General features: G+C 65.6%; 24 protein-coding genes. 15 read left to right on the plus strand and 9 right to left on the minus strand.

Going from position 1 to position 26,243, the window contains the following annotated elements; all coding sequences use genetic code 11:
- Positions 1-270 precede the first annotated feature (270 nt).
- Entirely contained in the window at positions 271-1,869 is a 1,599-nt protein-coding gene (locus CWS35_RS20760) for an OprO/OprP family phosphate-selective porin (protein ID WP_100953452.1), read from the minus strand.
- Between the two features lie 350 nt (positions 1,870-2,219).
- Here CWS35_RS20760 and CWS35_RS20765 point away from each other — a divergent pair, with 350 nt between their 5' ends.
- The 6 genes from CWS35_RS20765 (at position 2,220) to CWS35_RS20790 (ending at position 9,112) form a co-directional block, all read left to right on the plus strand.
- The gene (locus tag CWS35_RS20765) at positions 2,220-3,578 is read left to right on the plus strand and encodes a DegQ family serine endoprotease (RefSeq protein WP_100555272.1); all 1,359 of its coding nucleotides are present in this window, start codon (positions 2,220-2,222) and stop codon (positions 3,576-3,578) included.
- A gap of 10 nt (positions 3,579-3,588) precedes the next feature.
- The gene (locus CWS35_RS20770; protein WP_100953454.1) at positions 3,589-4,923 is read left to right on the plus strand and encodes a replication-associated recombination protein A; all 1,335 of its coding nucleotides are present in this window, start codon (positions 3,589-3,591) and stop codon (positions 4,921-4,923) included.
- A gap of 130 nt (positions 4,924-5,053) precedes the next feature.
- On the plus strand, positions 5,054-6,325 hold the full coding sequence (locus CWS35_RS20775; protein WP_100953456.1) for an RluA family pseudouridine synthase: 1,272 nt from the start codon (positions 5,054-5,056) through the stop codon (positions 6,323-6,325).
- Between the two features lie 122 nt (positions 6,326-6,447).
- Positions 6,448-7,662, plus strand: a complete 1,215-nt coding sequence (locus tag CWS35_RS20780) for an amidohydrolase family protein (protein WP_157817197.1) — start codon at positions 6,448-6,450, stop codon at positions 7,660-7,662.
- Positions 7,663-7,748: 86 nt separating this feature from the next.
- Positions 7,749-8,054, plus strand: coding sequence for a hypothetical protein (locus CWS35_RS20785; RefSeq protein WP_024578599.1), 306 nt, complete (start codon positions 7,749-7,751; stop codon positions 8,052-8,054).
- A gap of 86 nt (positions 8,055-8,140) precedes the next feature.
- Positions 8,141-9,112 carry an amidohydrolase family protein gene (locus CWS35_RS20790; protein ID WP_100953460.1) on the plus strand — a complete coding sequence of 324 codons (972 nt, stop codon included), beginning with the start codon at positions 8,141-8,143 and terminating at the stop codon, positions 9,110-9,112.
- Between the two features lie 51 nt (positions 9,113-9,163).
- Here CWS35_RS20790 and CWS35_RS20795 read toward each other — a convergent pair whose 3' ends face one another.
- From CWS35_RS20795 to CWS35_RS20810, 4 genes are all read right to left on the minus strand, one after another.
- The gene (locus tag CWS35_RS20795) at positions 9,164-9,622 is read right to left on the minus strand and encodes a GNAT family N-acetyltransferase (RefSeq protein WP_100953462.1); all 459 of its coding nucleotides are present in this window, start codon (positions 9,620-9,622) and stop codon (positions 9,164-9,166) included.
- Between the two features lie 139 nt (positions 9,623-9,761).
- A complete protein-coding gene (locus CWS35_RS20800; protein ID WP_100953464.1) occupies positions 9,762-11,939 on the minus strand; it encodes an alkaline phosphatase family protein in 2,178 nt (725 codons plus the stop codon).
- Positions 11,939-13,744: a multicopper oxidase family protein gene (locus tag CWS35_RS20805; RefSeq protein ID WP_100956549.1), complete on the minus strand. Its 1,806-nt coding sequence runs from the start codon at positions 13,742-13,744 to the stop codon at positions 11,939-11,941. The genes CWS35_RS20800 and CWS35_RS20805 overlap by 1 nt, the downstream gene beginning before the upstream one ends.
- 340 nt (positions 13,745-14,084) lie before the next feature.
- On the minus strand, positions 14,085-14,540 hold the full coding sequence (locus CWS35_RS20810; RefSeq protein WP_024578604.1) for a hypothetical protein: 456 nt from the start codon (positions 14,538-14,540) through the stop codon (positions 14,085-14,087).
- Between the two features lie 70 nt (positions 14,541-14,610).
- On the opposite strand from CWS35_RS20810, the gene CWS35_RS20815 reads away from it, so the two are divergent.
- From CWS35_RS20815 to CWS35_RS20835, 5 genes are all read left to right on the plus strand, one after another.
- The gene (locus tag CWS35_RS20815; protein WP_100956552.1) at positions 14,611-15,396 is read left to right on the plus strand and encodes an ATP12 family chaperone protein; all 786 of its coding nucleotides are present in this window, start codon (positions 14,611-14,613) and stop codon (positions 15,394-15,396) included.
- Between the two features lie 64 nt (positions 15,397-15,460).
- Positions 15,461-17,041: a flagellar hook-length control protein FliK gene (locus CWS35_RS20820; protein WP_100953466.1), complete on the plus strand. Its 1,581-nt coding sequence runs from the start codon at positions 15,461-15,463 to the stop codon at positions 17,039-17,041.
- Positions 17,038-17,301, plus strand: a complete 264-nt coding sequence (locus CWS35_RS20825) for an EscU/YscU/HrcU family type III secretion system export apparatus switch protein (protein WP_024578607.1) — start codon at positions 17,038-17,040, stop codon at positions 17,299-17,301. The genes CWS35_RS20820 and CWS35_RS20825 overlap by 4 nt, the downstream gene beginning before the upstream one ends.
- Positions 17,302-17,371: 70 nt before the next feature.
- Positions 17,372-18,184: a penicillin-binding transpeptidase domain-containing protein gene (locus CWS35_RS20830; protein WP_024578608.1), complete on the plus strand. Its 813-nt coding sequence runs from the start codon at positions 17,372-17,374 to the stop codon at positions 18,182-18,184.
- Between the two features lie 80 nt (positions 18,185-18,264).
- A complete protein-coding gene (locus tag CWS35_RS20835) occupies positions 18,265-18,921 on the plus strand; it encodes a carboxymuconolactone decarboxylase family protein (protein ID WP_024578609.1) in 657 nt (218 codons plus the stop codon).
- A gap of 258 nt (positions 18,922-19,179) precedes the next feature.
- Here the strand turns inward: CWS35_RS20835 and CWS35_RS20845 are convergent, their stop codons facing one another.
- Positions 19,180-20,535 carry a PLP-dependent aminotransferase family protein gene (locus CWS35_RS20845; protein WP_100953468.1) on the minus strand — a complete coding sequence of 452 codons (1,356 nt, stop codon included), beginning with the start codon at positions 20,533-20,535 and terminating at the stop codon, positions 19,180-19,182.
- A 154-nt stretch (positions 20,536-20,689) separates the two neighbouring features.
- On the opposite strand from CWS35_RS20845, the gene CWS35_RS20850 reads away from it, so the two are divergent.
- Positions 20,690-21,625, plus strand: a complete 936-nt coding sequence (locus CWS35_RS20850; protein WP_245438599.1) for a DMT family transporter — start codon at positions 20,690-20,692, stop codon at positions 21,623-21,625.
- A 34-nt stretch (positions 21,626-21,659) separates the two neighbouring features.
- On the opposite strand, the gene CWS35_RS20855 is transcribed toward CWS35_RS20850, so the two are convergent.
- A complete protein-coding gene (locus CWS35_RS20855) occupies positions 21,660-22,328 on the minus strand; it encodes a PEPxxWA-CTERM sorting domain-containing protein (protein ID WP_100953470.1) in 669 nt (222 codons plus the stop codon).
- A 160-nt stretch (positions 22,329-22,488) separates the two neighbouring features.
- The gene (locus tag CWS35_RS20860; protein ID WP_024578613.1) at positions 22,489-22,899 is read right to left on the minus strand and encodes a DUF4260 domain-containing protein; all 411 of its coding nucleotides are present in this window, start codon (positions 22,897-22,899) and stop codon (positions 22,489-22,491) included.
- 158 nt (positions 22,900-23,057) lie between these two features.
- Here CWS35_RS20860 and CWS35_RS20865 point away from each other — a divergent pair, with 158 nt between their 5' ends.
- From CWS35_RS20865 to CWS35_RS20875, 3 genes are all read left to right on the plus strand, one after another.
- Positions 23,058-24,590, plus strand: a complete 1,533-nt coding sequence (locus tag CWS35_RS20865; protein ID WP_024578614.1) for an acyl-CoA carboxylase subunit beta — start codon at positions 23,058-23,060, stop codon at positions 24,588-24,590.
- 106 nt (positions 24,591-24,696) lie between these two features.
- Positions 24,697-25,044 carry a hypothetical protein gene (locus tag CWS35_RS20870; RefSeq protein ID WP_100953472.1) on the plus strand — a complete coding sequence of 116 codons (348 nt, stop codon included), beginning with the start codon at positions 24,697-24,699 and terminating at the stop codon, positions 25,042-25,044.
- Between the two features lie 266 nt (positions 25,045-25,310).
- On the plus strand, positions 25,311-25,580 hold the full coding sequence (locus CWS35_RS20875; RefSeq protein WP_245438601.1) for a BA14K family protein: 270 nt from the start codon (positions 25,311-25,313) through the stop codon (positions 25,578-25,580).
- A gap of 243 nt (positions 25,581-25,823) precedes the next feature.
- Here the strand turns inward: CWS35_RS20875 and CWS35_RS20880 are convergent, their stop codons facing one another.
- On the minus strand, positions 25,824-26,174 hold the full coding sequence (locus CWS35_RS20880; RefSeq protein WP_157817198.1) for a cupin domain-containing protein: 351 nt from the start codon (positions 26,172-26,174) through the stop codon (positions 25,824-25,826).
- Between the last annotated feature and the right edge of the window lie 69 nt (positions 26,175-26,243).

The following is a 26,243-nucleotide window of genomic DNA, read 5'->3' on the forward strand; positions in this document are numbered from 1 at the left end:
TCAGGATGCGCTTGGATTGAATCGGGGCGGGCACGGAGCCGGCTCACCTCTCCCCGATGGGAAGAGATCGATGGGCCCGCGTCTGCGGCGAGGGGCGCTTGCACGATTTCGGAATATTGGAAATCTATCCCTGATTTGCCCGACGTGTCAAGTTGCCGTGCCGAACGCCGGCTGCTTTGCATGGGGTTGTTTTTCGATATTTCGGTGGCACGTAACGGCCGGGAGCGGTGTCGCTCCCGGCCGTTGTGCCTGATGGCTGCTCGGGTTGCCTCAGAACGCAACCTGCGTGCGCAGCGCGACCGCGTCGAACTTCGACCCGACGTCCGCGCTCGAGGTCGCCGAGGCCTGCTTGGCGACGTCGCCATGCAGGTAGTTCAGCATGAAGCGGACGTTGTTGTTGACGTACCAGTTCAGCGCGGCGGTGTAGACGGTCTGCCGTCCGCCTGCGACGCCGACCGCCTGGCCGACCTGGTCGTTGAGGTTCATCGTGCTGACGCGACCGGCGATTTCCCACGCGCCGATGCTGCCGGCGGCGAGCGAGAACGGATCGTGCGGCTTGATCCCGCCGTAGGAGGCCGTCGCCGGGTTGTAGGCGTGGTTCTCGCCGGTCAGCACGTAGCCGACCTGCGCGTAGCCGCCGTCGAACTTCAGACTCGGCGCGCCGAATGGCGGCAGTCCCGTGTTCGCGGTGCGGTCGACATTGAACCAGTAATATTCGCCCTGCGCGATGAACGGACCATAGGTCGCGGCGGCCTCGGCGCCGTAGACCTGCGCGCCGGAGACGTTGGCGATGGCGCCGGTCGAGATCAACGTCGTCGGATCGATGCGCAGCTCGGGCCGGTCGCTGAGCGTCAGGGTCTGCGCCTGCGTGACCAGGTTGCGCGGCGGCTGCACCAGCCATTCGGCGTCGGCGCCGATATGCACCGAGTAGTTCTTGCCGCTGATCGGATTGCCGGCGATGCGGATGACGCCGCCATATTGCTCGGAGCTTCCGGCCGGCGTGACCGACGACGCAGAGTGGATCGCGCCCGAGGTCGGTCCCGTGACATAGCCGCCGATCCAGAGCTGGTCATTCCACCAGCGGGTGCCGGCGCCGGAACGGAAGTCACCGGCGGCGATGTTCTGCGCGATGATGCCGACCGAGGCGCGCTCCATGAACAGGATGTCGTTGGAACTGGTGGCTTCGTCGAGCGTCCACGGAATGTCCATGATGCCGCCTTCGATCGCCATCTTGCCGCCGAACGGCTCGAAGCCGGTGTAGCTCAGATAGGCATTCTCGACACCGGAGGTGCCGCCGCCGGGCAGCGAGCCCGGCGCTGCGCCGCCGAAGCCATCGGACGAGCCGCCGAAGTCGTAGATCAGCGCGTAGTTCCAGTCGCCGAAGAACTTGCCGACGATGCCGATGCGTGCGCGACGGAGGTTCTCGCCGCTGTCGAGCTTCTGCGGCGAGGTGCCCGCGGTGTTCGGGCGATAGTCGTAGCCGCCGACATCCCAATGCACACGGCTCGTGATCGCAACGCAGTTCTGTTCGTCCGCGGTGCAGATCGTCGGCCGGTTGTTCGGCATCGACACCACGACGCCCGACGGTACGACCGGGCCCTTGACCGGCATCGCGGCATTGGCGCTCGCAACCCGCGCCGCCTTGGCGTCCGCCGCCTTCGCATTGGCGTTCGCGCTGGCCGCGGTCGCAGTGTTGGCGTTGGTCTGCTTCTGCAATCTGTCGAGCTTCTGCTCGAGCATCTTCAGCTGCTGCTTCAGCAGCGCGATCTCGGCGTCGCTGCCGCCTCCGGCCGATTGCGAATGGGCCGGCGAGGCGGCGAGCGCCCCGGCCAGCCCGATGACGATTGCACCAACTCTTGTCGCACTCATTTTGCACCCCTGTTGTGTTGAAGTCCCCACTCACTCACTGAACGTCGTTAGGAGCCTATCGTGACTGACGCACGACAGCGCAGCCCGACAGAGGCATCGCCATGCCGCTTGTTGTCCGCTGGCAACAAGCGGAGCGGCGCAGTGAGATGATATGCATCATAGGAGCCCGGCGGGCCGCTTCAACGCGGCGGCGGCCGGTTTTGCACCGGTCCGGAAGGGGGCGGGTTATCCGGCCGGGCGCCCTTCAATTGGCCGGCGAACACGCCTATATTCCGGCGTTTCCACGAGAGGTGAGAATGCTCCGACCTGTCCGCTTTGTTGCCCTATCCGCACTGTCAGCGTTGGTTTTCATGGGGAATCTTGCCCCGGCCGCGGCCCAGGACCGCCGCGTGCCGTCCTCGCAGGCCGAGCTGCAATTGTCCTATGCGCCGATCGTGCAGCGGGTGCAGCCAGCGGTGGTCAATGTCTATGCCGCCAAGATGGTGCAGAACCGCAATCCGTTCCTGGACGACCCGATTTTCCGCCGCTTCTTCGGCGTGCCGGGGCAGCAGCCGGAGCAGATGCAGCGCTCGCTCGGTTCCGGCGTGATGGTCGATGCCTCCGGCCTCGTGGTCACAAACAATCACGTGATCGAAGGTGCCGACCAGGTGAAGGTCTCGCTCGCCGACAAGCGGGAGTACGAGGCCGAAATCGTGCTGAAGGACAGCCGCACCGACCTCGCGGTGCTGCGCCTGAAGGGGACCAACAAGGAGAAATTCGCGACGCTCGACTTCGCCAATTCCGACCAGCTCCTGGTCGGCGACGTGGTGCTGGCGATCGGCAACCCGTTCGGCGTCGGCCAGACCGTGACGCACGGCATCATCTCGGCGCTGGCCCGCACTCAAGTCGGGATCACGGATTATCAATTCTTCATTCAGACCGACGCCGCGATCAATCCCGGCAATTCGGGCGGCGCGCTGGTCGACATGACCGGTCGGCTTGCCGGCATCAACACCGCGATCTTCTCGCGGTCCGGCGGCTCGCAGGGCATCGGCTTCGCGATCCCGGCCAACATGGTGCGCGTCGTGGTGGCCTCCGCCAAGAGCGGCGGCAAGGCGGTGAAGCGGCCCTGGCTCGGCGCGCGCCTACAGGCGGTCACGCCGGAGATCGCGGAGACGCTGGGGCTGAAGCTGCCGACCGGCGCACTGGTCGCCAATGTCGCGCCGAACAGCCCTGCGGCGAAGGCCGGGCTCAAGCTCTCCGACCTGATCGTCTCGATCGACGGCACGCCGATCGACGATCCCAATGCGTTCGACTATCGCTTCGCGACCCGCCCGCTCGGCGGCACCGCCGAGATCGAGGTGCAGCGCGCCGGCAAGCCGGTCAAGCTCACCGTGCCGCTGGAGACTGCGCCCGATACCAATCGCGATGAGATCGTGCTGACCGCGCGCTCGCCGTTCCAGGGCGCAAGGGTCGCCAACATCTCGCCGGCGCTGGCCGACGAGCTGCATCTCGACGCCGGCGCCGAGGGCGTCGTCGTCACCGACCTCGCCGATGACGGCACCGCTGCCAATGTCGGCTTCCAGAAGGGCGACATCATCCTCGCGGTCAACAACGAGAAGATCGCGCGCACCAGCGACCTCGATAAGGCATCGAAGGCAGGCTCGCGGGTCTGGCGCATCACGCTGGTGCGCGGCGGCCAGCAGATCAACGTGACGCTCGGCGGATGAGCCCCAAGGAATGAGCGCAAAGCAACCGCGCGAGGCCAGCAGCCTGTTCGCAGCGGCGGGGATGGAGCAGGACGCGCCACACCCGCTGCCGGACCGGCTGCGCCCGCGCACGCTGGCCGACGTCGTCGGCCAGGACCACATCCTCGGCCCCGACGGCGCGCTGACCCGCATGCTGGAGACGCGCACGCTGGGTTCGCTGGTGTTCTGGGGCCCGCCCGGCACCGGCAAGACCACCGTGGCGCGGCTGTTGGCCGACGCCACCGAGCTGCATTTCGAACAGATCTCGGCGGTGTTCTCCGGCGTCGCCGACCTGAAGAAGGCGTTCGATGCCGCCCGCGCCCGCCGTGAGATGGGCAAGGGCACGCTGCTGTTCGTCGACGAGGTGCACAGGTTCAACCGCGCGCAGCAGGATTCCTTCCTGCCCGTGATGGAGGACGGCACCGTGGTGATGGTCGGCGCCACCACCGAAAATCCGTCCTTCGAGCTCAACGCGGCGCTTCTGTCGCGCGCCCGCGTGCTGGTGTTTCACTCGCTCGATACGGCGGCGATCGAACGGCTATTCGCCAATGCCGAGAAGGTCGAGGGCAGGAAGCTGCCGCTCGATGCCGAGGCGCGCGCGGTGCTGGTACGGATGGCCGATGGCGACGGCCGCGCCTCGCTGACCTTGGCCGAGGAGGTCTGGCGCGCTGCCCGCAAGGGCGAGGTGTTCAACGCCGAGCAGTTGCAGGCCATCCTGCAGCGCCGTGCGCCGATCTACGACAAGTCGGCCGACGGCCACTACAATCTGATCTCGGCGCTGCACAAGTCGGTGCGCGGCTCCGATCCGGATGCGGCGCTGTATTATCTCGCGCGCATGTTCGATGCCGGCGAGGACCCGCTGTTCCTGGCACGGCGCGTGGTACGGATGGCGGTCGAGGACATTGGCCTCGCCGATCCGCAGGCGCTCGCGGTCTGCAACGCCGCCAAGGATGCCTACGACTTCCTCGGCTCGCCGGAGGGCGAGCTCGCGATCGCGCAGGCCGTGGTCTATCTCGCCACCGCACCGAAATCGAACGCGGTCTACACCGCGTTCGGCGCCGCGATGCAGACCGCGAAGCAGGGCGGCTCGCTGCTGCCGCCGAAGCACATCTTGAATTCGCCGACCAAGCTGATGAAGTCGGAGGGCTACGGCACCGGCTATCAGTATGATCACGACATGCCCGACGCGTTCTCCGGCCAGGACTACTTCCCGGAAGCGCTCGGCCGCCAGACCTTCTACGATCCACCCGACCGCGGCTTCGAGCGTGAGATCCGCAAGCGGCTGGATTATTGGCAGCGGCTGCGCAAGGAGCGGTCTTCGGAATAGGCGGACTGTGCGCTCGGCCCGCCGTATTCGGTCGAACCGGCCGATATTGCAGCGGATTCGGGCCGATTTCGCCGTGACGATTCGCGGCATTTGCGCTAGGCACAACGCAGGTCTGGAGCCAAAAATCACCATGAGCCGCCGCATCAAGAGAACCACATCGCCGGGCGATCGCGCCAAGGGGCGTGACAAGGGACGTGACAGCGATCGCAGCAAGGCCGGATCGGCGCAACGCAGCCGCAAGGCGGACGATCACAGGACTGCTGATCGCAAGCCCGGGGAACGGAAGTCCGGTGACCGCCCATTCTCACAGCGCGCCGCCGCCAAGCCACCGCGTTTCGCCGAGCCGCGCCGCGACCGCGAGCCGCGGCCGGAGCCCGCCGCGGCAAAGCCTGCGGCCGAGCTGCCGTTGCCGACCAAGGTGCAGACCGTCGTCGTCACCGCTGACGAGGACAACATGCGCGTCGACCGCTTCCTCGAGGCGCGGTTTCCCGGCCTGTCATTTTCCCATATCCAGCGCATCGTCCGGAAGGGCGAACTCCGGGTCAATGGCAAGCGCGCCGATTCCAAGGATCGGCTGGAGGAGGGACAGAGCGTGCGGATTCCGCCGCTGCGGCTCGATACGCCGAAGGCGGCGACCGCGCTGTCCGAAGCCGAGGCAAAGACGCTGCAGGCGCTGAAGGACATAACGCTGTACGAGGACGACGACGTGCTGGTGCTCAACAAGCCGGTCGGTCTCGCCGTACAGGGCGGTTCCGGCATGACGCGGCATGTCGACCAGATGCTGGAGGTGATGCGCGACGCCAAGGGGCAGAAGCCGCGGCTGGTGCATCGCATCGACCGCGAGACCTCCGGCTGCCTGCTGATCGCCAAGACGCGTTTCGCGGCATCGTTCCTCACCGGTGCGTTCCGCCATCGCTCCGCGCGCAAGATCTACTGGGCGCTGGTCGCCGGCGTGCCGAAGCCGAAGCAGGGCCGGATCTCGACCTATCTCGCCAAGGAGGAGAGCGAGGAGGACAGCATCATGCGGATCGCGGCGCATGGCGACGAGGGGGCCAGCCACGCCGTCACCTACTACGCCGTGGTCGAGGCCTCGGCGACCAAGCTCGCCTGGGTGTCGCTCAAGCCGGTCACCGGCCGCACCCATCAATTGCGCGCCCACATGGCGCATATCGATCACGCCATCGTCGGCGACCCCAAATACTTCAACAAGGAGAACTGGCAGTTGCCGGGCGGCCTGCAAAACCGGCTGCATCTGCTCGCCCGCCGGATCGTAATCCCGCACCCGCGCGGCGGCGTGATCGATGTCAGCGCGCCGCTGCCGCCGCACATGCTGCAATCCTGGAACCTGCTCGGGCTCGAGGCTGACCGGTTCGATCCGATCGAGAACGCGCCCGAGGAGTGACTCCGGGGCGCCGCCTGAATAACGACCGCAGACAGCAAGAATGATCAAAGCGGCCCGGGGCGTGACGGCTATGTTGCCGCACGCCGGGCATTGCCGGCATGCTTTCATCAAAGAGGTTGTCCATGACCGGACTCTCGCTGCGCGTGATGCTCGTCCTCATCGGCTCGGCTGTTGCCTCAATGGCCGCACGTGCCGAAACCGTGGTGCTCCGCGGCGGCACGCTGTACGCGACGGCCGATGCGCCGGCGCTTCCGGATGCGGTGATCGTGATGACAGACGGCGTCATCAGCGCGGTGGGCAAGTCCGGCGATGTCGCGGTGCCCTCGGATGCGCGCGTCATCGATTGCAGCGGCAAGACCGTGGTGGCCGGGTTCTGGAACAGCCACGTGCATTTCACGGAGCGTGTCTGGCACAACGCCGGCGAAGCGCCGGCCGCGCCGTTGACGCAGCACATGCAGGACATGCTGACGCGCTGGGGCTTCACCACGGTCTGGGATCTCGGGTCCGATCCGAGAGATATCTTGCCGTTGCGCAAGCGCATCGCGGCAGGCGATGTCGCCGGTCCCAACATTCTGCTGGCCGGCAGCGTCTTTCCCAAGGGTGGGCATCCGGTGTACCTGCCGCCCGAGATGCAGCTACCCGAGGCCGCGACGCCCGAGGAGGCGGCGAAATGGGCGCATGACTGGCTTGCGATGGGCGAGGACGGCGTCAAGCTGTTCACCGGCGTGTTCATGGGCGACAAGCCTGTCATCAACATGGACCCGGCCATCGCCAAGGCGGCCGTCGATGTCGCGCATGCGCAGGGCCGGCGGGTGTTCGCGCATCCGCAGAACAAGACCGGCGTCGAGACCGTGATCATGTCCGGTGTCGATGTGCTCGCGCACACCACACCGGGCGAGCGCGGCTACACCGACGACCAGTTGGCGCGGTTCAAGGCGCAGGGGACTGCGCTGGTCCCGACGCTTTCGTTGTTCACGACCGTGGTGCTCGATCCGAACGTCACCAACCGGATGGTGGCGGCGACCGTCAACCAGCTCAAGCAATTCTCGGACAATGGCGGCACCGTGCTGTTCGGCACCGATGTCGGCTTCACCAAGCTGTACGACACCACCCAGGAGGTTCAGCTGATGCACCGCGCGCTGTCGGAGCGCCAGGTGCTGGCCTCGCTGACGACCAATCCGGCGCGGTTCTTCAAGGCCGCGAAGAAGGGTCGGGTGGAGCAGGGCTTCGACGCCGATCTCGTGGTGCTCGACGGCGATCCGCTCAGCGACGTCGGCAATCTCGCGAAAGTGAGCACCACCATCCGCGCCGGTCATGTGATCTATCAGAAGCCTTGAGGTCGGAGGATTCCGCGTATCCCAGGCCAGCGTTGCGGCGTGCCGCGGTCACTTGAACGCGGCCGCGGCGTCACGAAATATGGCGTATGACACGATCCTCGATCCTTGCCTGCGCCTTGCTGTGGAACATGAGCGTGACGAGCGCCTTCGCGCAAATCATTGCGCCGGGTGGCTCGATCAATAGTCCACCGGTACCCCAGCCTCCGCCGCCGCCCCGGATCGAGGTGCCGCCGATTCCCAAGATGGATGCACCGCCGCAGCCGAGCCTTCGTGCTCCGCCGCGCAGCTCGTTCGGCGATCGGGTCAGCCGATGCCTCGACGCCGCCGCAGCCGCCGGCCTGAACCAGGCCGACCGCGCGGCCTATTCGCGATCCTGCGCCAACCGTGATTGAGGCGTGGGCTGACCGCCCGGAAAATCGCCAACATTGGCTTCGAAACATAGAGGCGATCCACGCTAACGCAGCGGAGCATCGAGGCCATGCGCACCATCACGCTCGAAGAGCATTTCGCCACGCCGGGCTTTCTCGATGGCCCGGGCCGCGAACTCAGGGACCAGGCGCGTCAGGTCGGCGGCCGCGCCGAGCAATTGATGCGCGACCTGTGCGACCTCGACGCAGGCCGGATCGCCCAGATGGATGCCGCGGGCATCGACATGCAGGTGATCTCGCTGACCGCGCCGGGCGTCGAGCAACTGGAGCCTGTCGACGCGGTGGCGCTGGCGCGCGACACCAATGACGTGCTGGCCGAGGCGATCGCGCGGCATCCGACGCGGCTCTCCGGTTTCGCGGCGCTGGCGATCGCGCAACCGGACCTCGCGGCCAAGGAACTCGATCGCCGCGTCGGCGGTCAGCATTTCGCCGGTGCGGTCATCAACGGTCATCAGCGCGGCCGCTACCTCGACGACAAGTTCTTCTGGCCGGTGCTGGAGGCCGCCGAAGCGCTGAGCGCGCCGATCTATCTGCATCCGACCAAGCCGCCCAGGGCGGTGATCAAGGCGTCGTTCGGCGGCTTTTCGCCTCTTGTCACCGAGATGCTGGCCGGCCCGGGGTTCGGCTGGCACATCGAAACCGCGGTCCACGTGCTGCGCATGGTGCTGGGCGGCGTGTTCGATCGTTTCCCGAAATTGCAGATCGTGATCGGCCATATGGGCGAGGGCCTGCCGTTCTTCATGCAGCGGGTCGACGTCATGCCGGTCGAATTGACCAAGCTGAGGCGTCCGGTCAGCGCCTACCTGCGCGACAATCTGCACTACACGTTCGCGGGCTTCAATTTCCCGGCGACGTTCCTCGACCTGCTGCTCGAGATCGGGGTCGGCCGCATCATGTTCTCGGCCGATTATCCCTATGCCTCGATGGTCAAGGCACGCGCGTTCCTGGAGCAGATTCCGGTGACCGTAGCCGACCGTGCGCTGATCGCGCACGGCAATGCGGAGAAGCTGTTCAGGCTTTGAGAGTTCGCTCGTGCGGGCTACGGAACGGCCGCGAGCCGGGCAGCGGTCACGTCAGAGCGTCAGCTTGTAGCCGATATGGCTGCCGACAAAGCCCAACCGTTCATAGAAGCGGTGCGCGTCGGGACGCTCTTTGTCCGTCGTGAGCTGCACGAGATCGCAACCTCTCGCTTTGCATTGCGCGATCGCCCATTCGAACATCTGCTGCCCGACGCCCGAGCTCCGGTGCGCCTCGGCAATGCGGACCGCCTCGATCTGTCCGCGCCAGGCGCCGATGCGTGCCAGTCCGGGGATGAAGGTCAGTTGCAGCGCGCCGATCACTTCATTGCCCAGGACCGCAACGGCCTGCAACTGGTTCGGATCGGCGAGGATGGCCTCGAATGCATCTACATATCGGGGGTTCGGTGGAGAGCCCGGGTCCTCCCGCTGTTGACCCAGGATATCGTCGGCGAGGAGCGCGATGATCGCTGGAAGATCGGCCGGGATGGCCTGACGGAAGGTGACGGGTGTCATTGATGCAGGTTCCACGGACAGAGGTCGGCATTGCCGGCCAAGTGTCCCGGTCCGCGCGGGCAAGATCAAGGGCATGCCAGACGCAAAAGAAACCGCCGGCCCTTTCGGACCGGCGGCAATGTGTCGTCAGGCGTGGAGGTCAATGTTCCCAGCCGCCGCCGTCCTGATCCCAGCCGCCACCATGGTGATGGCCGCCATCGAAGTCGAAGAAGTCGAACAGATCGCTGAGCGCCGGGCTGTTGACCGGAACATAGGGATTGTTCGGCGCTGCAACCGGGTTCGGGTAGTTGTCGCGGCTGCGATGGGTGATCGGCTCAAGGCGCCAGTTGCGCTCGATGAATTTGATGATCGAGACGTGATCGGCATACTCATGCGAGATGTGACCCTTGCGCAGGAACGGCGCGACCACGATCAGCGGAATCCGCGTGCCGTCGCCGAAATAGTCGAGCGGTTGCACATAGCCGGAGTCGTAGTAGCCGCCGCCTTCATCGAAGGTGATGAAGATTGCGGTGTCCTTGGCGTAGTCGGAGGCCTGGACTTGGTCGACGATCTTCTTGGCGAAGCCTTCGAACAGATTGAGCTTGGACGACGACGGGTGACCGTCGGTGAACCCGCTCGGCTTGACGATCGAGACCGCCGGCAGCGTGTGCTTGGAGAGGTCGGAGTACAGATCAACCGAGTCCTTGATATGGGCTGCGACCTGCTCCGGGTGCGACATGATCGAGGTGTCGTACTGGAACGGATTGCAGATGTTGCAGTACTCGTCCGCGGTCGGGCCGGCGACGCCCCAGTTGAGCTGATAGGGGTCGTTGACGTAGTTGTTCCACTGGTCGCCGTAGTACTTCCAGGAGATGTCACGCTCGTTCAGGCTGTCGCCGATGCTCTTGCGGGTCGACGGCGGGATTGTGAACGGCGTGTTGGACGGGTTGGTGTCGGTGTAGGCGTTCTTGCCGTTGCCGAAGTAACCCGGGTTGTAATTGTTCAACAGGTAATAGTGGCCCGGCTCGCAATTCGGGTTGATCCGGATGTTCTTCAGATAGTCCAGGATCGGCTTGACGCCGGGCTGGGTCGCATCCGAGCAGTCGCTGTAGGAGCCGCCACCGGACACCGGGCTCGTGGAGTAGGGCGGAGGATAGCCGCCATTGCCGCCCGAGCCGTAGCCGTCCTCGGTGTACCAGTTGTTGGTGCCGGGCGCCGGATTCGGGTTCTCGATCTCATGCACGATACCGGCATCGGGCGTGCCACCGAAAACCTGCGTGCCGTTCGGCGGCACGGCAGCGTGACCGTAGGTGTCGCTGAAGTAGATCATGTCGGCATGGCCGAACATGATGTGGTTGGCCCCGGTGCCGCCGTTGACGGACTGGTGGAAGTTGTCGCTCATCGCATATTTCTGCGCGAGCGAGCTGAAATACGGCACGTCGCCCTTCTGCACGTTGTAGAAGCCGAGCGCCGTCGAACCTTCGCCCGTGGTCGTTGCCGTCGGCGAGTATTCCGTCGAGAAGTTGGAAGGCTGCGTCGCGCCGTCGGCACCGGCGCCGACGGTCACCTCGACCCACGCGAACAGATTGTGGCCGCAGCCGGACGGGTTGTCGCGGCTGGCCGCGGAGTGGTTGCAGTTCATCTGCTGCCACATCTGGTAGAACCGATGCACCGGGCTCGCCGAATAGGCGTCGTAGGGCATCGTCCCGCCGTTGGTGATCTGGAAAGGACCGGCCGGCAGCGTGTTGACATCGTTGATGCGTTGGTCGGGCGTATGCGAGGTCTGGCCGGTGCCGCCGGTCAGGAGATATTGGTAGTACTCGGAGGGCAGGCCGGATTCCGACTGCTGCGCGAGCACGAGCGATGCCTCGCAGGTGGTGATCGGCGAGCTGCCGCATTTGTTGGGAATGTAGGACACCTTGGGACCGCCGACCAGCGGAGACGGCAGCTGGTCCTTCGGGAAGTTCTGCTTCGGCGGGCTGAGCAAGAACGCGTCGTTCGGGCCGTTATCCATGGCCGCCTGCTGATGTGCCTTCTCGAAATTGGGCCCGGGAATCGCGTTCTTGCTGGGATCGAGCTTGACGATGCCCTGCGACAGCAGGTTCATCACGCTCTCGCCGGAGCGTTCGGGCACGTAGGTCGCGAACACGTGGTCGAAGCTGCGGTTCTCGCCGATGATGACGATGACGTGCTTGATCGGCGTCCGGGTCTCGTGCCCACCGTGGTGGTGTTCCCATTCCTGTGCGAGGACGGGGCTCGCGGTGAACTGGCCCAGCGCCAGTGCGCTGAGGGTCAGACGACAACCCTGCAGCCAACGTGACTTCCGCTTGTCGCGCATCAAAGCTCTCCTTTTTGCTGGTTGATAGGCTTGGTCGAACTTGCGGTGTCGCGCGGCACCACCCGGATCGTTCCCATCATGCCGCCGTCCTCGTGCTCGAGGACGTGGCAGTGGTAGACGAAGGTGCCGACGATGTTGGGATCGCGAAAATCCATGCGCAGGCGCACGCTCGGATATTTCAGCATGCGGCTGTTGTAATAGGGCACGTTGACGGTATCGCGCAGGAACGGTTCGTTGACCGCGATGCCGGACCAGTCGCGCAGCTGGAAGTGAAGCTGGTGGATGTGGAAATCATGCAGCTCCGTCGAGCGGTTCTCGATGATCCAGTCCTCGACGTCGCCCTGTCGCGCGATGATGTCTGGCACGTCGGAGTTTGGATCGAACGGCTTCGGGGTCTCGCCGTCCATGGTCATGAAAAACCTGGTCGGGCTGTTCGGGTCGTTGGGATTTTCCGGCTGTTCGGAGAAGAACAGCTTGCGGACGCGTACCGGCGCGACGTCGCCGACCCATGGCCGTTCCGGTCGTGGCAGTGGTTCGGCGTGCACGGGGAGGGCGGCCTGCGGTTCGGCCGCATCGACGGCGGATGTGATGGTCAGCAGCGCGCGGTTGGGATCGTTTTCGCCGGCGGGACCAGTGTCGACCGCGCGGGTCACCAGCAAGGCCGAGGCACCGGCTGGCGGACCTTCGACGATGAACTCCGCGCGCGATCCCGGCGGCAGGCCGATATGGTTGACCCATTGCACCGGCGGCGACGGGCTGCCCTGGAATTGCAGCGGCACGCCGTCGAGGCCGACGATGCCGATCCGCTGCGGCGCGCGGCCGACCAGCAGGGCGAGGTTGAGATAGGTGATCGCGGATGCGTTCAGCACGCGCCAGAGCTGCCGCTCGCCCGGCTTCATCTTGAGCTGAGCCGGCGGATAGTCCGGATAGGGCACCGGCACGAAATTGACCGACAGATCCTTCGACGGCTTGCCGAAGCCGGTGCCGGAATTGGCGACGTCGCCGTCACTGTCGAGCTGGCTCTTGGTCATGACCGGCTCGAATTTCGACGGCGGCGCGTCCGGGTTGACGAGATCCTGGTCGCGGATCACGACCACGCGCTCGGGCAGGCCGGCGAGCTGTGGATCGGCGCGCTCGATGCCTTCGATGATGATGGCGCCGGAGGCTCCGCCGAGCACCTGCGTCTTGCTGAAGCCGTGCAGATGCGGGTGATACCAATAGAGGCCCGGCGGCGCGTCGTCCGGAATCCGCAGGCGGTAGTCGAACGGCGCGTCGTCGGGCTGGATCGAGGTCTTCAGCACGTCGTCCTGGTGACAGACCGGCGGCACGGTCAGTCCGTGGAAGTGCAGATTGGTGGAGATCGGCGTCATCGCGCCGCTCGTGCAGGCGTCGACCTGCTTTCGCGTCGTGCAGATCGGTGCGCCGGCGAGCGCGCGGTCGATCGCCGGCGTCGTGTCGAGGTCGACCAGGTCGTTCTTGAAATGGATGACGAGCTGGTCGCCCGGCTTCAGTCGCAGCGTCGGTGACGGCTTGCCATCCGTTGTCAGGTAGCAGTAGCGGGCCGTTCCATCGGGCCGCCGCTCGTCGTGGATGGTGAGGTCGGTTTCCAGCACGCCGTCGCGGCTGCGCAATTCCACCGGTTCTGCGATCACGCTTCCGATCTCGGGCCGGGCACAGACGTCCTGTCGCGTCTGCGCCGCATCCTGCAAGCCCGCTGCGCGGAGCCAGGACGTCACACCGCTGGCTGCGAGCCCGAGGCATGCCGCGGCAATGACACAACTAACGGTCGAAAGTCGTCGTGCCACGCCGCCCCGCCAATGCGTCGCCACGGGCGCGCAAGCGCGGGACCGACGTCAGGCATGACATCGTTCCACGTCTTGCGACCACGATGGTCGACAAAGCTTGTGTTTGGTGATGTGAGGCTAGCCGCGCGTTGTTGCGGTAATCTGGCAGGTATTTAACGCGCAGATGACAGAAACTTGCGGCACTTCGACGCAGAACTGCGCGCGGTGTTCAAACCTGCTGAGCGATCAATCGGATGAGCCATTCCCGGACTGAATTGCGGAGATACGAAGACACGCAGGCAATCGTGAGAAATTTTTTCGATGTTGCCGATCGTGTCATGTGCCGTGCCGCCGATCGCGATCAACGCCTGAACTGCGCCAGAAACATCCGTAAGGAATCATGCGCGCTCTCGACATCCGCGATCACCCAGCCTTCGGGTGTGTTGACGACGATGAAGTTGAGCGAGACGGCGCGGCCCTCATTGTCGAACGTCACAGTGACGTCGGTCCTGTCGAACTGCCGCCGCGGCGTTGCGATCGAGATCGGGCCGATCCGCCAGCTCGGGCTCTGCACCAGGAAATCATAGGGCGCGTCGTGCAGGGCGGTCCAGGCGCCGCGCAGGCTGGGATCGAAGAATTGCCGGGCCGTGTCCTCGTCGCGCGGCAGGCCATTCGAGAACGCGGCGCTGCCTTTGCCATAATGGGCGTAGACGTTGCGGATCAGCGATTCCGGCGTGCGGAACCCGGCGCAGGCCGTGGCGGCGGCCAAACTCGCCGTAACGAGCGCAAAACCCGCGAGGAATTTGCTGCGTCCCATCAGCTTTATTTGCCCCTGCCGGTGGCCTATCTTGCAGGGAAACCCTTTGAAACGAAAGCCGGCCGGCGCGATGCGCGAACTGTTCGATGACGTCCCAGACCAATCTCCGCTCGACCCGCAGGAGGCAGTGCGGCGCCACATCCGCACGCCGCAGCGCAAGCGGTTCTATAGCAGTGCCGGCGTCGCTGAGACCGACGGTGGATTTTCGATCATGCTCGACGGCAAGCCGATCCGCTCGCCATCCGGCAAGCCGATCGTGGTGCCGACCCGCGTCATCGCGGATACGGTCGCGGCGGAATGGAACGCGCAGGGTGAGAGCATCGATCCCACGACCATGCCAATGACCCGGCTTGCCAACAGCGTGATCGAGGGGGTGATCGATCGGGCCGGTGAGGTGGCCGACGACGCCGCCAAATTCCTCGGCAGCGACCTGCTGTTCTATCGCGCTGGCCATCCCGATACGCTGGTGGCGCGCGAGGCCGAGCATTGGGACCCGATCCTGTTCTGGGCGGCCGATGCGCTCGGCGCCCATTTCGTGATGGCCGAGGGGGTCATGCATGTCGGCCAGCCGGAGCCCGCGATCAAGGCGGCGCGCGCCGCGTTCCCGACCGATCCCTGGTCGGTCGCCGCGCTCCACGTGGTGACGACGCTGACCGGCTCGGCGCTGCTGGCGCTGGCGCTGACCCATCGTGTCCGCGACGAGGACCAGGTCTGGGCTGCCGCCCATGTCGACGAGGACTGGAACACCGAGAAATGGGGCGTCGACGAGGAGGTCGCGGCCCGCCGCGCCGCCCGCCTGGTCGATTTCAAGGCTGCCGCCGGGGTCCTCAGGGAGCTCAATCCGGCCGCGGGTTAACGAGGGGTTTACGGCACCGGGCTAGCCTGCGGCCCGATCCTGCCGCCTGGCCGAGACCTCCGACATGGCTGTCGCCATCAATCCCGTGCTGCCGGTGCGTGCCTCAAGCGAGGCGGGCAGCGTCGCGCCAGAGCTCAACCTCGAGGCTGGCAGCGTCGTCAATGCGCAGGTGCTCAAGGTGCTGTCCGCCGATCTGGTGCGGATCGCGATCGCAAGCCTGTCGATCGACGTCCAGACCGAGGTGCCGTTGCAGCAGGGCCAGAACCTGCAACTTGCGGTGTCGCAGAACAGTGACGGCATTCGGCTGCAATTGGTCGGACCGGGCGCCAACGCCGGCGATGCCGTCCGGCTGTCGCCGGGAGCAGCCGTCGTCAACGCGACTTCCCAGCCTGTCACCGCGACGCCGAACGTCGTACTGACGCCGCTGGAGCGCATCACGATCACGGCGACGGCCCAGCATGCGGCAGCCATCCAGGGCAGCCAGGCGCCGCTGTTTGCCAATCTCGCTGTGGTTGCCGCGGCCAATCTGCCGCCCAGGCTACAGGCCGCGGTCGCGCAGGTGCTGGCGCAACAGACCGGCCTCGACGAGAACCTGAGTGGCGATGGTATCAAGGCCGGCTTGCAGAAATCCGGCCTGTTGTTCGAGGCGACGCTGGCATCCGGCGCCGTGCCCGCGAGCGGCAGCGCGCCCGATCTGAAGGCCGCGCTGATCGTGCTGCGCCAGGCTTTGACCTCGCTCGGCGCTGGCGATGCGGCCAAGCCCGCATCCACGCCGCTCCAGCAACCGGCGTCCACCGGCGCCGGCGCTGCCCCGAGCATTGTGCCGCCGGCATCGCCCGAACCTGAGGTTCAGGAAATCCTGCTGCCGCAGGCCCGCGTACCGGTCGCCGATGATCTCGCCCGCGGCGCCACCGGGCTTGCCGGCGCGCTCGCGGATGCGCTCGATGCCGGCCCATCGTCGGGCGGCGCGCTCAATCTGATCCAGGAAGCGCTGCATGAGCTCGGCAATCCGGCGCGGCAGGGCGCCGGGCCGCAGGTGATGCTGCCCGGCGACGTGCCCGCGCGCGGCAACACGCCGCCGCCGCCGTTTCACGGCGCGCTGCCGTCGGCCCAGGCCGTCGCGGAGCCTTCGATCGCGCCGGGCACGCCGCTCGCGGCCGCTGTGCACCGCCTGCTGGACGATACCGATGCCGCATTGGCGCGGCAGACGCTGCTACAGGTCGCCTCGCTGCCGGGCCACAATGATGCCGCGCGGGCGCAGCTCGACGCCATGCTGCCGCGCTGGAATTTCGAGATCCCGTTCCTGACCCAGCAGGGCACTGCGATGGCGCAGTTCGAGATTTCGCGCGACGGCGGCGGGACTGAGGTCGAAGCCGCCAACCGGGTGTGGCGGGCGCGCTTCACGCTCGACGTCGAGCCGGCCGGACCGGTGCATGCGCTGGTTTCGCTGAACGGCGAGCGCACCTCGGTGCGGATGTGGGCCGAGCGGCCGTCGACTGCCGCGCAGTTGCGCGCCGGCTCCGCCGAATTGAGCCAGGCGCTGACCAGGGCCGAGCTGACGCCCGGCGATATCGAGATCCGCGACGGCAGCCCGCCGCAGCCGGTGCCCGCGCGCGCCGGCCATTTCCTGGATCGCGCGTCATGAGCGAGACCAAGAACCAGCTCGCGGTCGCGCTGCATTACGACCATGGCGGCGCGCCGCGCGTGGTGGCCAAGGGCAAGGGCGCGATCGGCGCCAAGATCATCGAGGTCGCCAAGGCCAACGACATCCCGGTCGAGGAGAACGAGGTGCTGGCGGGCGCGCTCTCCAATGTCGAGCTCGGCGACGAGATCCCGGCCGACCTCTACAAGGCCGTTGCCGAGGTCTTGGTGTTCGTGCTGCGGATGTCGGGCCGGGCGCGCTAATCCTCATTGCCATCCTTTCACCACGATGGCATCCACCATCGTCGCCAACCCGAACCAGCCCAGGTTTCCCGTGATCCATCGCCGCCATGCGCTCGGTCTGTTTGCTGCTGCCGCCGTCCTGCCGTCGCGCAGTTTCGCCAATGTGTCGTACCAGCGCAGCGAGTTTCGCGAGGACCTGCAAAAGCGGTTCTTCGATCTCGGCACCGAGGGCACCTTCGTCGGCTACAAGATCGACGACTATCTGATCATCGCCAGCGACAAGGTTCGCTCGGGGCAGGGCAAGCTGCCGGCCTCGACCTTCAAGATCCCGAATGCGCTGATCGCGCTCGAGACCGGCGTGGTGCAGGATCCCGACAAGGACGTCTTCAAGTGGGACGGCGTCATCCGCAGCATCGAGGCCTGGAACAAGGATCACACGCTGCGCTCGGCGATCGCGGCGTCGGCGTTTCCGGTGTTCCAGGAGATCGCGCGCCGGATCGGCGAGGAGCGGATGAAGAAGTATGTCGACATCATCGACTACGGCAATCGCGACATTGGCGGCGGCATCGACCAGTTCTGGGTGACGGGCAGTCTGCGCATCGATCCGGTGCAGCAGATCGACTTCCTCGACCGGCTGCGGCGTGGCGTGCTGCCGGTCGGCAAGCGCAGCCAGCAGCTGGTCTGCGACATTCTCCCCGTCACCAAGGTCGGCGACGCCGTCATTCGCGTCAAGACCGGTTTGACCGACAAGGAGCACGGCTCGCTCGGCTGGCTGGTCGGCTGGTCCGAGAAGGGCAACGACATCACCGTGTTCGCGATGAACATGGACTGCAAGACCCAGGCGCAGATCGACGCGCGGATGAGCGTCACGCAGCAATGCCTGACCGATATCGTCGCGCTGTGACGAGCTGACCTGCGCCCAAACGCTTTGCGTTCGAGGTGCGCCGCATCTAGCATCCTCCGATAAACCAAACGGAGGAAATCATGCATTCAGCATCGGTCTGGCTGTCGTCGCTCACGCTGGCCGCGGCCGGCGGCTGGCTCGCCGCCACGATGTTCGCGGCACCGGCCACCAGCAAGGAGCCGCGCTTTCCGCAGCTCACCATGGACCAGCTCAACGACCAGCAGAAGCCGCTCGGCGAAGCGATCATGAAGGTGTCGAGCGTCGGCATCGGCGGTCCCTACAATCCGATGATCAGGAGCCCGGTGCTCGGCCAGCGGCTCTATGACCTGTTCTATTACCTGCGCTGGCAGACCTCGGTCCCGACCAGGCTCAATGAATTCGCGATCCTGATCATCGGCCGGCAGTGGCGCTCGCAGGTCGAGTGGTTCGCGCATGCGCCGCTCGCGGCCAAGGCCGGGCTGTCGGCCGACGTGATCGCCGAGCTCAAGGCTGGCAACCGCCCGACGAAAATGGCCGAGGACGAGGCCGTCGTGTACGACTTCGTCACCGAGCTCACCACCACCAAGAAGGTCTCCGACGAGACCTATGCGCGCGCCAAGAAGATCTTCAACGATCAGCAGATCGTCGACCTCACCGCGGTCGCCGGCAATTACGTGATGGTCGCGATGATCCTGGCGATGGCCGAGGAGACCGTGCCGCCCGGCAAGGAGGAGCCTTTCAAGGTCGGGGAGAAATAGCGCGCTGCCACTTCACCTCGCCCCGCAAGAGCCAGGGCAATCGCATATGGCCGCGAGCGGCTTTGCTTTGCTACCTCCACGTTCGTCATGGCCGGGCTTGTCCCGGCCATCCACGTCCTTGTCACGCGGAAACCAAAACGTGGATGCCCGGCACAAGGCCGGGCATGACGGAGTTTGCGGGGAGATCGAGCGCATACGCGATTGCCCTACCGCAAGAGTGGGCGAGGGAACGCAGCGCCGTCGCGGTCGCCATTCGACTCAGCGCCGAAGCGCGCGCTGCAATGCCGGCATCAGCTTCGGATCGCGGCATTGCGCGACGTTGAAGCGCATGAAGGCGGCGGCGGATTGCGAGGCGCTGAACACGTTGCCGGGCGCCAGCACGAGGTTGTCGGCGAGCGCCGAGCGCGCCACGTCGGCGGAGTCGCAGCCGGCGGGCAATCGGCACCACAGATAGAAGCCGCCGCGCGGCATCAGCCACGGCTCGATGCCGATGCGTTGCAGCTTCTCGCCGACGTCGCGGCGGACGCGCGCCAGCCGCCGGCGCAGCTCCTCGACATGCTTGCGATGGGAGCCGCTCGCCAGCACGCTTGCGATAATCTCGGTGGCGACGGCGCTCGGGCCGCCGAACCCGGTCGCCACCTGCAAGTCGGCGAGATCCTCGATCCAGTCGGCGCGCGCCGCGATGAAGCCGCAGCGCAATGAGGCTGACAGCGTCTTGGAGAAGCTGCCGATCCGGATCACGCGGTTGAGGCCGTCGAGCGCGGCGAGCCGTGCCGACGGCTCCGGCTCGAAATCGGCGAAGATATCGTCCTCGACGATGGTGAGATCGAAGGCGGCCGCCGCATTCAGCACGCGGTGCGCGGTCTGCGGCGACATCGTCGCCCCGGTCGGGTTATGCAGTCCGGACACCGTGATGTAGAGCCGCGGCCGCTCGGCCGCGAGCACCGCCTCGAAGCTTTCGACATCGGGCCCCGACGGCGTGTAGGGCACGCTGACGAGCCTGACCTGATGGGCGCGCAGCAGCGCACGGAAATTGAAATAGCAGGGGTCGTCGACCAGCACGGTGTCGCCCGGCCGCAGCAGGAAGCGGCAGATCAGGTCGATCGCCTGCGTCCCGGAGGCGGCGAGCAGCAATTGCTCCGATGGGACCTCGAGCCCCTCGTCGGCGAACCGCGCCATCAGCATGCGGCGCAAGGTCAGCGAGCCGCGCGTCGCTCCGTAGTCGGCGAGCATCGCGTCATCGGCCCGCGCCAGTCCGCGGAACGCGCGCCGCAGCGCATCGGTCGGCATCCAGTCGGCCGGCAGCCAGCCACAGCCCGGCTTCATCGTGCCGCTGCCGGCGTCGAGCGACTGCCGCGACACCCAGAACGGATCGACGGCGCGGTCGCGCTGCGGCTGGTCCTTGGTGAGCGCGAGCGGCGGCAACGCGGCGGACGAGACATAGAAGCCGGAGCCCGGCCGCGCCCGGATCAGGCCCTCGGCGGCGAGCCGGTCATAGGCCTCGACGACGGTCGACGGCGAAACGCCCATGGTCGCGGCGAAGCTGCGGATCGAGGGCAGGCGGTCGTCGGCGGCAAGCGCCCGGCTCGCCACCTTGGCGCGGATCGCGTTCATCACCTCAGTGGTACGGGTCGCCTTCGGCGCATTGGACTGTGATCGCAAGTGTATGCCTATCTTTACCCATACAGTTTGGCGATATTGTACTGATCCGTCTCTGCCTTGGCGAGTCCGCCGCCGCTATCCTGCCTTGCGAAGGACGAGGTGTGCGATGAGCGATTCGAAGACGTTGCCGGGGAAGACCTGGCAGGGCAGGACGCGGCCGAAGAATTGGCGCACGGCAGGCAACGGCGCGTCGCTGGACGGCTGGGGCAGCGGCCTGCTCGGCGTGATCATTTTCAGTGGTTCGCTGCCCGCCACCCGCGTTGCGGTCGGCGGGTTCTCGCCGCTGTTCCTGACCTCGGCGCGGGCTGTGATCGCGGCGGTGCTCGGCGCCGTGCTGCTTGCGGTGCTGCGGCAGCCCTGGCCGCAGCGCAGGGACCTGGTGTCGCTCAGCATCGTCGCGCTCGGCGTCGTGATCGGCTTTCCGCTGCTGACCGCGCTCGCGCTCCAGCACATCACCTCGGCGCATTCGATCGTGTTCATCGGGCTGCTGCCGCTGTCGACCGCGATCTTCGGCGTGCTGCGCGGCGGCGAGCGGCCGAAGCCGCTGTTCTGGCTGTTCTCCTGCATCGGCAGCGCCGTGGTCGGCGCGTTCGCGCTGTCGAACGACGGATCGGCCTCGCTGACCGGCGACCTGCTGATGGTGGCTTCGATCATCGCCTGCGGCCTCGGCTATGCCGAAGGCGCGGCGTTGTCGCGGCGGCTCGGCGGCTGGCAGGTGATCTCCTGGGCGCTGGTGCTCTCAGTGCCGGTCACGCTGCTGCTGACGATCATGACGTTGCCGCCGAGCTGGGACGGCATCGGCGTGCCGGCGTGGCTCGGGCTCGCTTACGTGTCGATCTTCAGCATGCTGGTCGGCTTCGTGTTCTGGTATCGCGGCCTTGCGATCGGCGGCATTGCCAGCGTCGGTCAGTTGCAGTTGTTGCAGCCGTTCTTCGGCCTCGCGCTGGCCGGACTGTTGCTGCATGAGCCGGTGGCGTGGTCGATGATCGCAGCGACCTTGCTGGTCGTGGCCTGCGTGGTGTTCGCAAGGCGGTTCGCGTGACCGCCCGGCTGCCGGCTGCGGCGACGCCCGGCGGTCAGGCCAAACGCAACGTGGTGCGCCTGCGCCGGTACGCCATCAACCCGAGTCCACAGAAGCCGAGGATCATCATCGCCCAGGTGGCGGGCTCGGGCACCGCGGCGACGGCGAATTCGATCTCCGGAATATTGAAGGTCGAGTCCACGTTCTGCGAGAAGAATGTCGCCGAGGTGAACGGTGTCGCTGATGTGATGCCGAAGAAACCGAAGGTGATCGTGTCGTAGGTATTCACCGTCTGACCCACGGAGCCGGCGGCTGTGCTCAACAGAAAAGTCGTGCCGGGATTGACGTTCGCAAAAATGCCGACCGCCGTGACCGGGCTCGCAAAGGTGACAGTGAAGCCGTCATTGCCGTAGAAGTACTGATCCCCGTTGCTCTGCACTGCACCGAGGCTCGTTCCGGAGAACGAATTGAACTGGTTGGTGATGATGCCGCCCAATCCGGCTGCGGTGCTGAATGAATAGGTCAGGCCGCCCAGCGTCGATCCCTGCGGAACCAACGTTCCGGCGCTGTAGCTGCCGTAATTCTCGACCGTCAGCCCGGTGGTGGCCGCCGCAAACGCCGAGGAGCTCGTGTAGGTCGCAGCTTGCGCCTGGTGGCCAAGCGATAGAAACGCAAATGACAGAATGATTGCAAATGGGCGCTGCCAGGAAATGCGTGCGTTCATGCCAACCTCCGTCAATGAAAAGCTGCTGTAGAACGAATTTAGAAAAAAGCTGCGCAGTGCGAGCCTAAACCCTTAACGAAAAATCAACAACGGCTAATTTGCGCCGCGCCTGCTTGCAGCGCCGTGCCGCGCACGACGCTTTCAAGACAATGCCGTGTCGCTACGCAGGCTCGTTCGCTTTCCCGATCCGCCCGAGATGGGTGTAGCCGAAGCCTCTGGAATATTTCAGTCCGTAGCCGAGCGCGCGGTCGATCCCGATATGGGCTAGCCAGATCATCGCAATCGAGAGCACCAGCGGCCCTTCGCCGGCAAAACCGAGCGTCATCAACGCGACCGGCGCCAGATAGGTGTGGGCGGCGTTGTAGGCGATGGCGCCGGCCCGCGGGCTGATCAGATAAGCGGCAAAGCTCAAGTCCGGCACCAGGAACAGCAGGACATAGATCAGCCAGGAGCCCTCCCATTTGTAATAGAGCACGGTCATCCCGACGAACAGCACCAGCCCCTCCAGCCGGAGCAGGGTGCGGACCCCGCCGGTCGCCGCGCCGGTCTCGGTGGTGGTCGTGTCAGTCATCGCCGTCTCCCCAGATGTCGGAAAATCCTACCGTTTTTGCGCCGGGTACCGTTCACAAGCGCCTTTCCGGTTCCGAAATGGCCGTGCTAAAGCCATTCCGAACGAAGCGTCCCGGCCTCGGCCGGGGCGCGGACTGTAGCTAACACGGGCGGAAACAAATGAAAGACATCCTCGACACCCTCGAAGAGCGGCGCGCCGGCGCGAAATTGGGCGGCGGCGAAAAGCGCATCGAGGCGCAGCACGCCCGCGGCAAGCTGACCGCCCGCGAGCGCATCGAGCTTTTGCTGGACAAGGGCTCGTTCGAGGAATTCGACATGTTCGTCGAGCACCGCTCGACCGAGTTCGGCATGGAGAAGAACAAGGTTCCCGGTGACGGCGTCGTCACCGGCTGGGGCACCGTCAACGGCCGCAAGACCTTCGTCTTCGCCAAGGATTTCACCGTGTTCGGCGGCTCGCTGTCCGAAACCCACGCGCTGAAAATTACAAAACTTCAGGACATGGCGATGAAGGCGAGGGCGCCGATCATCGGCCTCTATGACGCCGGCGGCGCGCGCATCCAGGAGGGCGTAGCTGCCTTGGCGGGCTATTCCTATGTGTTCCGCCGCAACGTCATCGCGTCAGGTGTGATCCCGCAGATCTCCGTCATCATGGGCCCCTGCGCCGGCGGCGACGTCTATTCGCCTGCGATGACCGACTTCATCTTCATGGTGAAGAACACCAGCTACATGTTCGTCACCGGCCCGGACGTGGTGAAGACCGTGACCAACGAGGTGGTGACGGCGGAGGAACTCGGCGGTGCATCGGTGCATGCGACGCGCTCCTCGATCGCCGACGGCGCGTTCGAGAACGACGTCGACGCATTGTTGCAGATGCGCCGGCTGATCGACTTCCTGCCGTCGAACAACACCGACGGCGTGCCGGAATGGCCGAGCTTCGACGACATCGGCCGGGTCGACATGTCCTTGGACACGCTGATCCCCGACAATCCCAACAAGCCCTACGACATGAAGGAGCTGATCCTCAAGGTCGTCGACGAGGGTGACTTCTTCGAGATCTCGGAGACCTTCGCCAAGAACATCGTCACCGGCTTCGGACGCATTGCCGGCCGCACCGTCGGCTTCGTCGCCAACCAGCCGATGGTGCTGGCGGGCGTGCTCGACTCCGACGCCTCGCGCAAGGCCGCGCGCTTCGTGCGGTTCTGTGATGCCTTCAACATCCCGATCGTGACCTTCGTCGACGTGCCGGGCTTCCTGCCGGGCACCGCGCAGGAATATGGCGGCCTGATCAAGCACGGCGCCAAGCTCTTGTTCGCCTATTCGCAGTGCACGGTGCCGCTCGTCACCATCATCACCCGCAAGGCCTATGGCGGCGCGTTCGACGTCATGGCGTCGAAGGAAATCGGTGCCGACATGAACTACGCCTGGCCGACCGCGCAGATCGCTGTCATGGGCGCCAAGGGCGCGGTGGAGATCATCTTCCGCTCCGACATCGGCGACCCCGACAAGATCGCCGCGCGCACCAAGGAATACGAAGACCGCTTCCTGTCGCCCTTCATCGCCGCCGAGCGCGGCTACATCGACGACGTCATCATGCCGCATTCGACGCGCAAGCGCATCGCCCGCGCGCTGGCGATGCTGAAGGACAAGAAGGTCGAGATCCCGGCGAAGAAGCACGACAATCTGCCGTTGTAACAGCAGCGTAGGGTGGGTGAGCGCAAGCGTGACCCACCCACTTCGCCCGGCATGATCGGCGGCGGGTTATGGCTTCCGCGTAAGCCGCCCTACAGGTATCAGTCTGATGACCGATGACGAGCCGATCGACGAGATCTCCGAGATCGAGGCGCAGATCGAGGAGCTTGCCGAGAGCGCCGAACGATCGCGCAGGATCATTCTCGGTTCGAAGGTGGCGATCGCGGGCGGGTTCGTGCTGCTGCTCGTCACGCTGCTCGGCCTGCTGGGCTCCGCAGAGACCGCGGCACTCGGATCGATCGCGCTGGTGCTCGGCGGTATCGTGTCGCTCGGATCGAATGTCAGCACGCTGCGGCAGACCGAGGCCGCCATCAGCGCCGCCGAAGCGCGCCGTGCGCGCTTGATCGGTAACATCGATCTTCGTTTGGTTCGCGACGCGCCGCTGAAGCTGATGTGATCGGGGTCACGTAACTCGTCGCTCGGAGCCGTGCATTTGCGGCCGCGTGCTTGCGAGCAAACATCGCGCCACGATGCAATCGGAAGTTCGTCCCCATGGAACCAAACTTCCGGGGTTGATTATCCGTACGAGTACGGTAATCGGGATGTTCTGCTTTTTGGAAATGGAGTTGTCTCGTGCCCTCTCGTTTATCTGTTGTTGTGATGTCAGTCACAGTGCTCGCGTCGTCTCTCCCAGCGTACGCCGCGCCATTGCTGCCGAGCGAAATGCAGGCACAGGTTCCGTCGGCCACGCACAAGGTTTGGTGCCATCATGGCTATTGCGACGGTGGTGGAGGCGGCGGTGCGGTTGGTGGATTGATCGGCGGCCTGATCGGCGGCGCCATCGTTGCCGGCGCTGCCAACGCGGCTGCTCAGCAGGAGGCGGCCGCAGCCGCGCAGCAGCACAACACATATTGCGCCCAGCGTTACCGGTCCTACGATCCCGGCACTGGCACGTTCCAGGGCAAGGACGGCCGGCGCTATCCCTGCCAGTAGGCTGACGATCGTTCGCTGACAGGCGACGCAATGAGATGTGACGCGGAGCGCGTCGTGCATGCGCGCTCCGTTTCGTCCAGCCGCCGAGCGGCTGATGCAAACCGGTCGTCTGGATGAGGCAATGGCTGCGCGTGGACGGGCGTGAGCGAGCCTCGTCGTTCCTGCATCGCGCAACAATGACCAGCAGTGGTTATGGGTTCCGGCTTTCGCCGGGACGACGAGTGGAGAAAGCAGTGTGCGTACTCAGCTCGACGCCAGCGGCACGTAGTCGTATTCGCCGACGCCTTGCAGGATCAGGAAGGTCAGCGAGGATGTGCCGGCATTGGTGACGAGGTGAGGGCGCGTTGGCCTCACGGCATAGACCTCGCCCACCTTCAAATTCACCTCCTCCTTGGGCTCCTGCAGGAACAGCCGCATCTGGCCTTCCAGCACATAGAAGGTGTCGGAGATGTTGTTGTGGGTGTGCCACGGCACCTTCTGGGTCGGCGAGAGTTGCAATTCCATGATGCGGAAGCCGGGGCGGGCGGCGTGCATGGCGCGACGTTCGACTTCGTAGAGGTGACTGGCATCCTTGACCGGTTGTCCTGGCTTCATGGTGGCCTCGCTGCGATGCGGTGTTCGATCGGTTCGCGACGTGACCATGCTAGCCCCGTTCCGTCATGG

It is taken from the genome of Bradyrhizobium sp. SK17 (assembly GCF_002831585.1).
Classification (GTDB): domain Bacteria; phylum Pseudomonadota; class Alphaproteobacteria; order Rhizobiales; family Xanthobacteraceae; genus Bradyrhizobium.

Bases quoted from the DNA above. Each gene is read 5' to 3' on its own strand.
- CWS35_RS20880 (WP_157817198.1), bottom strand. From the start codon at position 26,174: ATGAAGCCAGGACAACCGGTCAAGGATGCCAGTCACCTCTACGAAGTC.
- CWS35_RS20810 (WP_024578604.1), bottom strand. From the start codon at position 14,540: ATGGGACGCAGCAAATTCCTCGCGGGTTTTGCGCTCGTTACGGCGAGT.
- CWS35_RS20775 (WP_100953456.1), top strand. From the start codon at position 5,054: ATGAGCCGCCGCATCAAGAGAACCACATCGCCGGGCGATCGCGCCAAG.
- CWS35_RS20835 (WP_024578609.1), top strand. From the start codon at position 18,265: ATGCATTCAGCATCGGTCTGGCTGTCGTCGCTCACGCTGGCCGCGGCC.
- CWS35_RS20790 (WP_100953460.1), top strand. From the start codon at position 8,141: ATGCGCACCATCACGCTCGAAGAGCATTTCGCCACGCCGGGCTTTCTC.
- CWS35_RS20875 (WP_245438601.1), top strand. From the start codon at position 25,311: ATGCAGGCACAGGTTCCGTCGGCCACGCACAAGGTTTGGTGCCATCAT.
- CWS35_RS20780 (WP_157817197.1), top strand. From the start codon at position 6,448: ATGACCGGACTCTCGCTGCGCGTGATGCTCGTCCTCATCGGCTCGGCT.
- CWS35_RS20820 (WP_100953466.1), top strand. From the start codon at position 15,461: ATGGCTGTCGCCATCAATCCCGTGCTGCCGGTGCGTGCCTCAAGCGAG.
- CWS35_RS20800 (WP_100953464.1), bottom strand. From the start codon at position 11,939: ATGCGCGACAAGCGGAAGTCACGTTGGCTGCAGGGTTGTCGTCTGACC.
- CWS35_RS20785 (WP_024578599.1), top strand. From the start codon at position 7,749: ATGACACGATCCTCGATCCTTGCCTGCGCCTTGCTGTGGAACATGAGC.
- CWS35_RS20770 (WP_100953454.1), top strand. From the start codon at position 3,589: ATGAGCGCAAAGCAACCGCGCGAGGCCAGCAGCCTGTTCGCAGCGGCG.
- CWS35_RS20865 (WP_024578614.1), top strand. From the start codon at position 23,058: ATGAAAGACATCCTCGACACCCTCGAAGAGCGGCGCGCCGGCGCGAAA.
- CWS35_RS20845 (WP_100953468.1), bottom strand. From the start codon at position 20,535: ATGAACGCGATCCGCGCCAAGGTGGCGAGCCGGGCGCTTGCCGCCGAC.
- CWS35_RS20850 (WP_245438599.1), top strand. From the start codon at position 20,690: ATGAGCGATTCGAAGACGTTGCCGGGGAAGACCTGGCAGGGCAGGACG.
- CWS35_RS20855 (WP_100953470.1), bottom strand. From the start codon at position 22,328: ATGAACGCACGCATTTCCTGGCAGCGCCCATTTGCAATCATTCTGTCA.
- CWS35_RS20860 (WP_024578613.1), bottom strand. From the start codon at position 22,899: ATGACTGACACGACCACCACCGAGACCGGCGCGGCGACCGGCGGGGTC.
- CWS35_RS20795 (WP_100953462.1), bottom strand. From the start codon at position 9,622: ATGACACCCGTCACCTTCCGTCAGGCCATCCCGGCCGATCTTCCAGCG.
- CWS35_RS20760 (WP_100953452.1), bottom strand. From the start codon at position 1,869: ATGAGTGCGACAAGAGTTGGTGCAATCGTCATCGGGCTGGCCGGGGCG.
- CWS35_RS20825 (WP_024578607.1), top strand. From the start codon at position 17,038: ATGAGCGAGACCAAGAACCAGCTCGCGGTCGCGCTGCATTACGACCAT.
- CWS35_RS20870 (WP_100953472.1), top strand. From the start codon at position 24,697: ATGACCGATGACGAGCCGATCGACGAGATCTCCGAGATCGAGGCGCAG.
- CWS35_RS20765 (WP_100555272.1), top strand. From the start codon at position 2,220: ATGGGGAATCTTGCCCCGGCCGCGGCCCAGGACCGCCGCGTGCCGTCC.
- CWS35_RS20815 (WP_100956552.1), top strand. From the start codon at position 14,611: ATGCGCGAACTGTTCGATGACGTCCCAGACCAATCTCCGCTCGACCCG.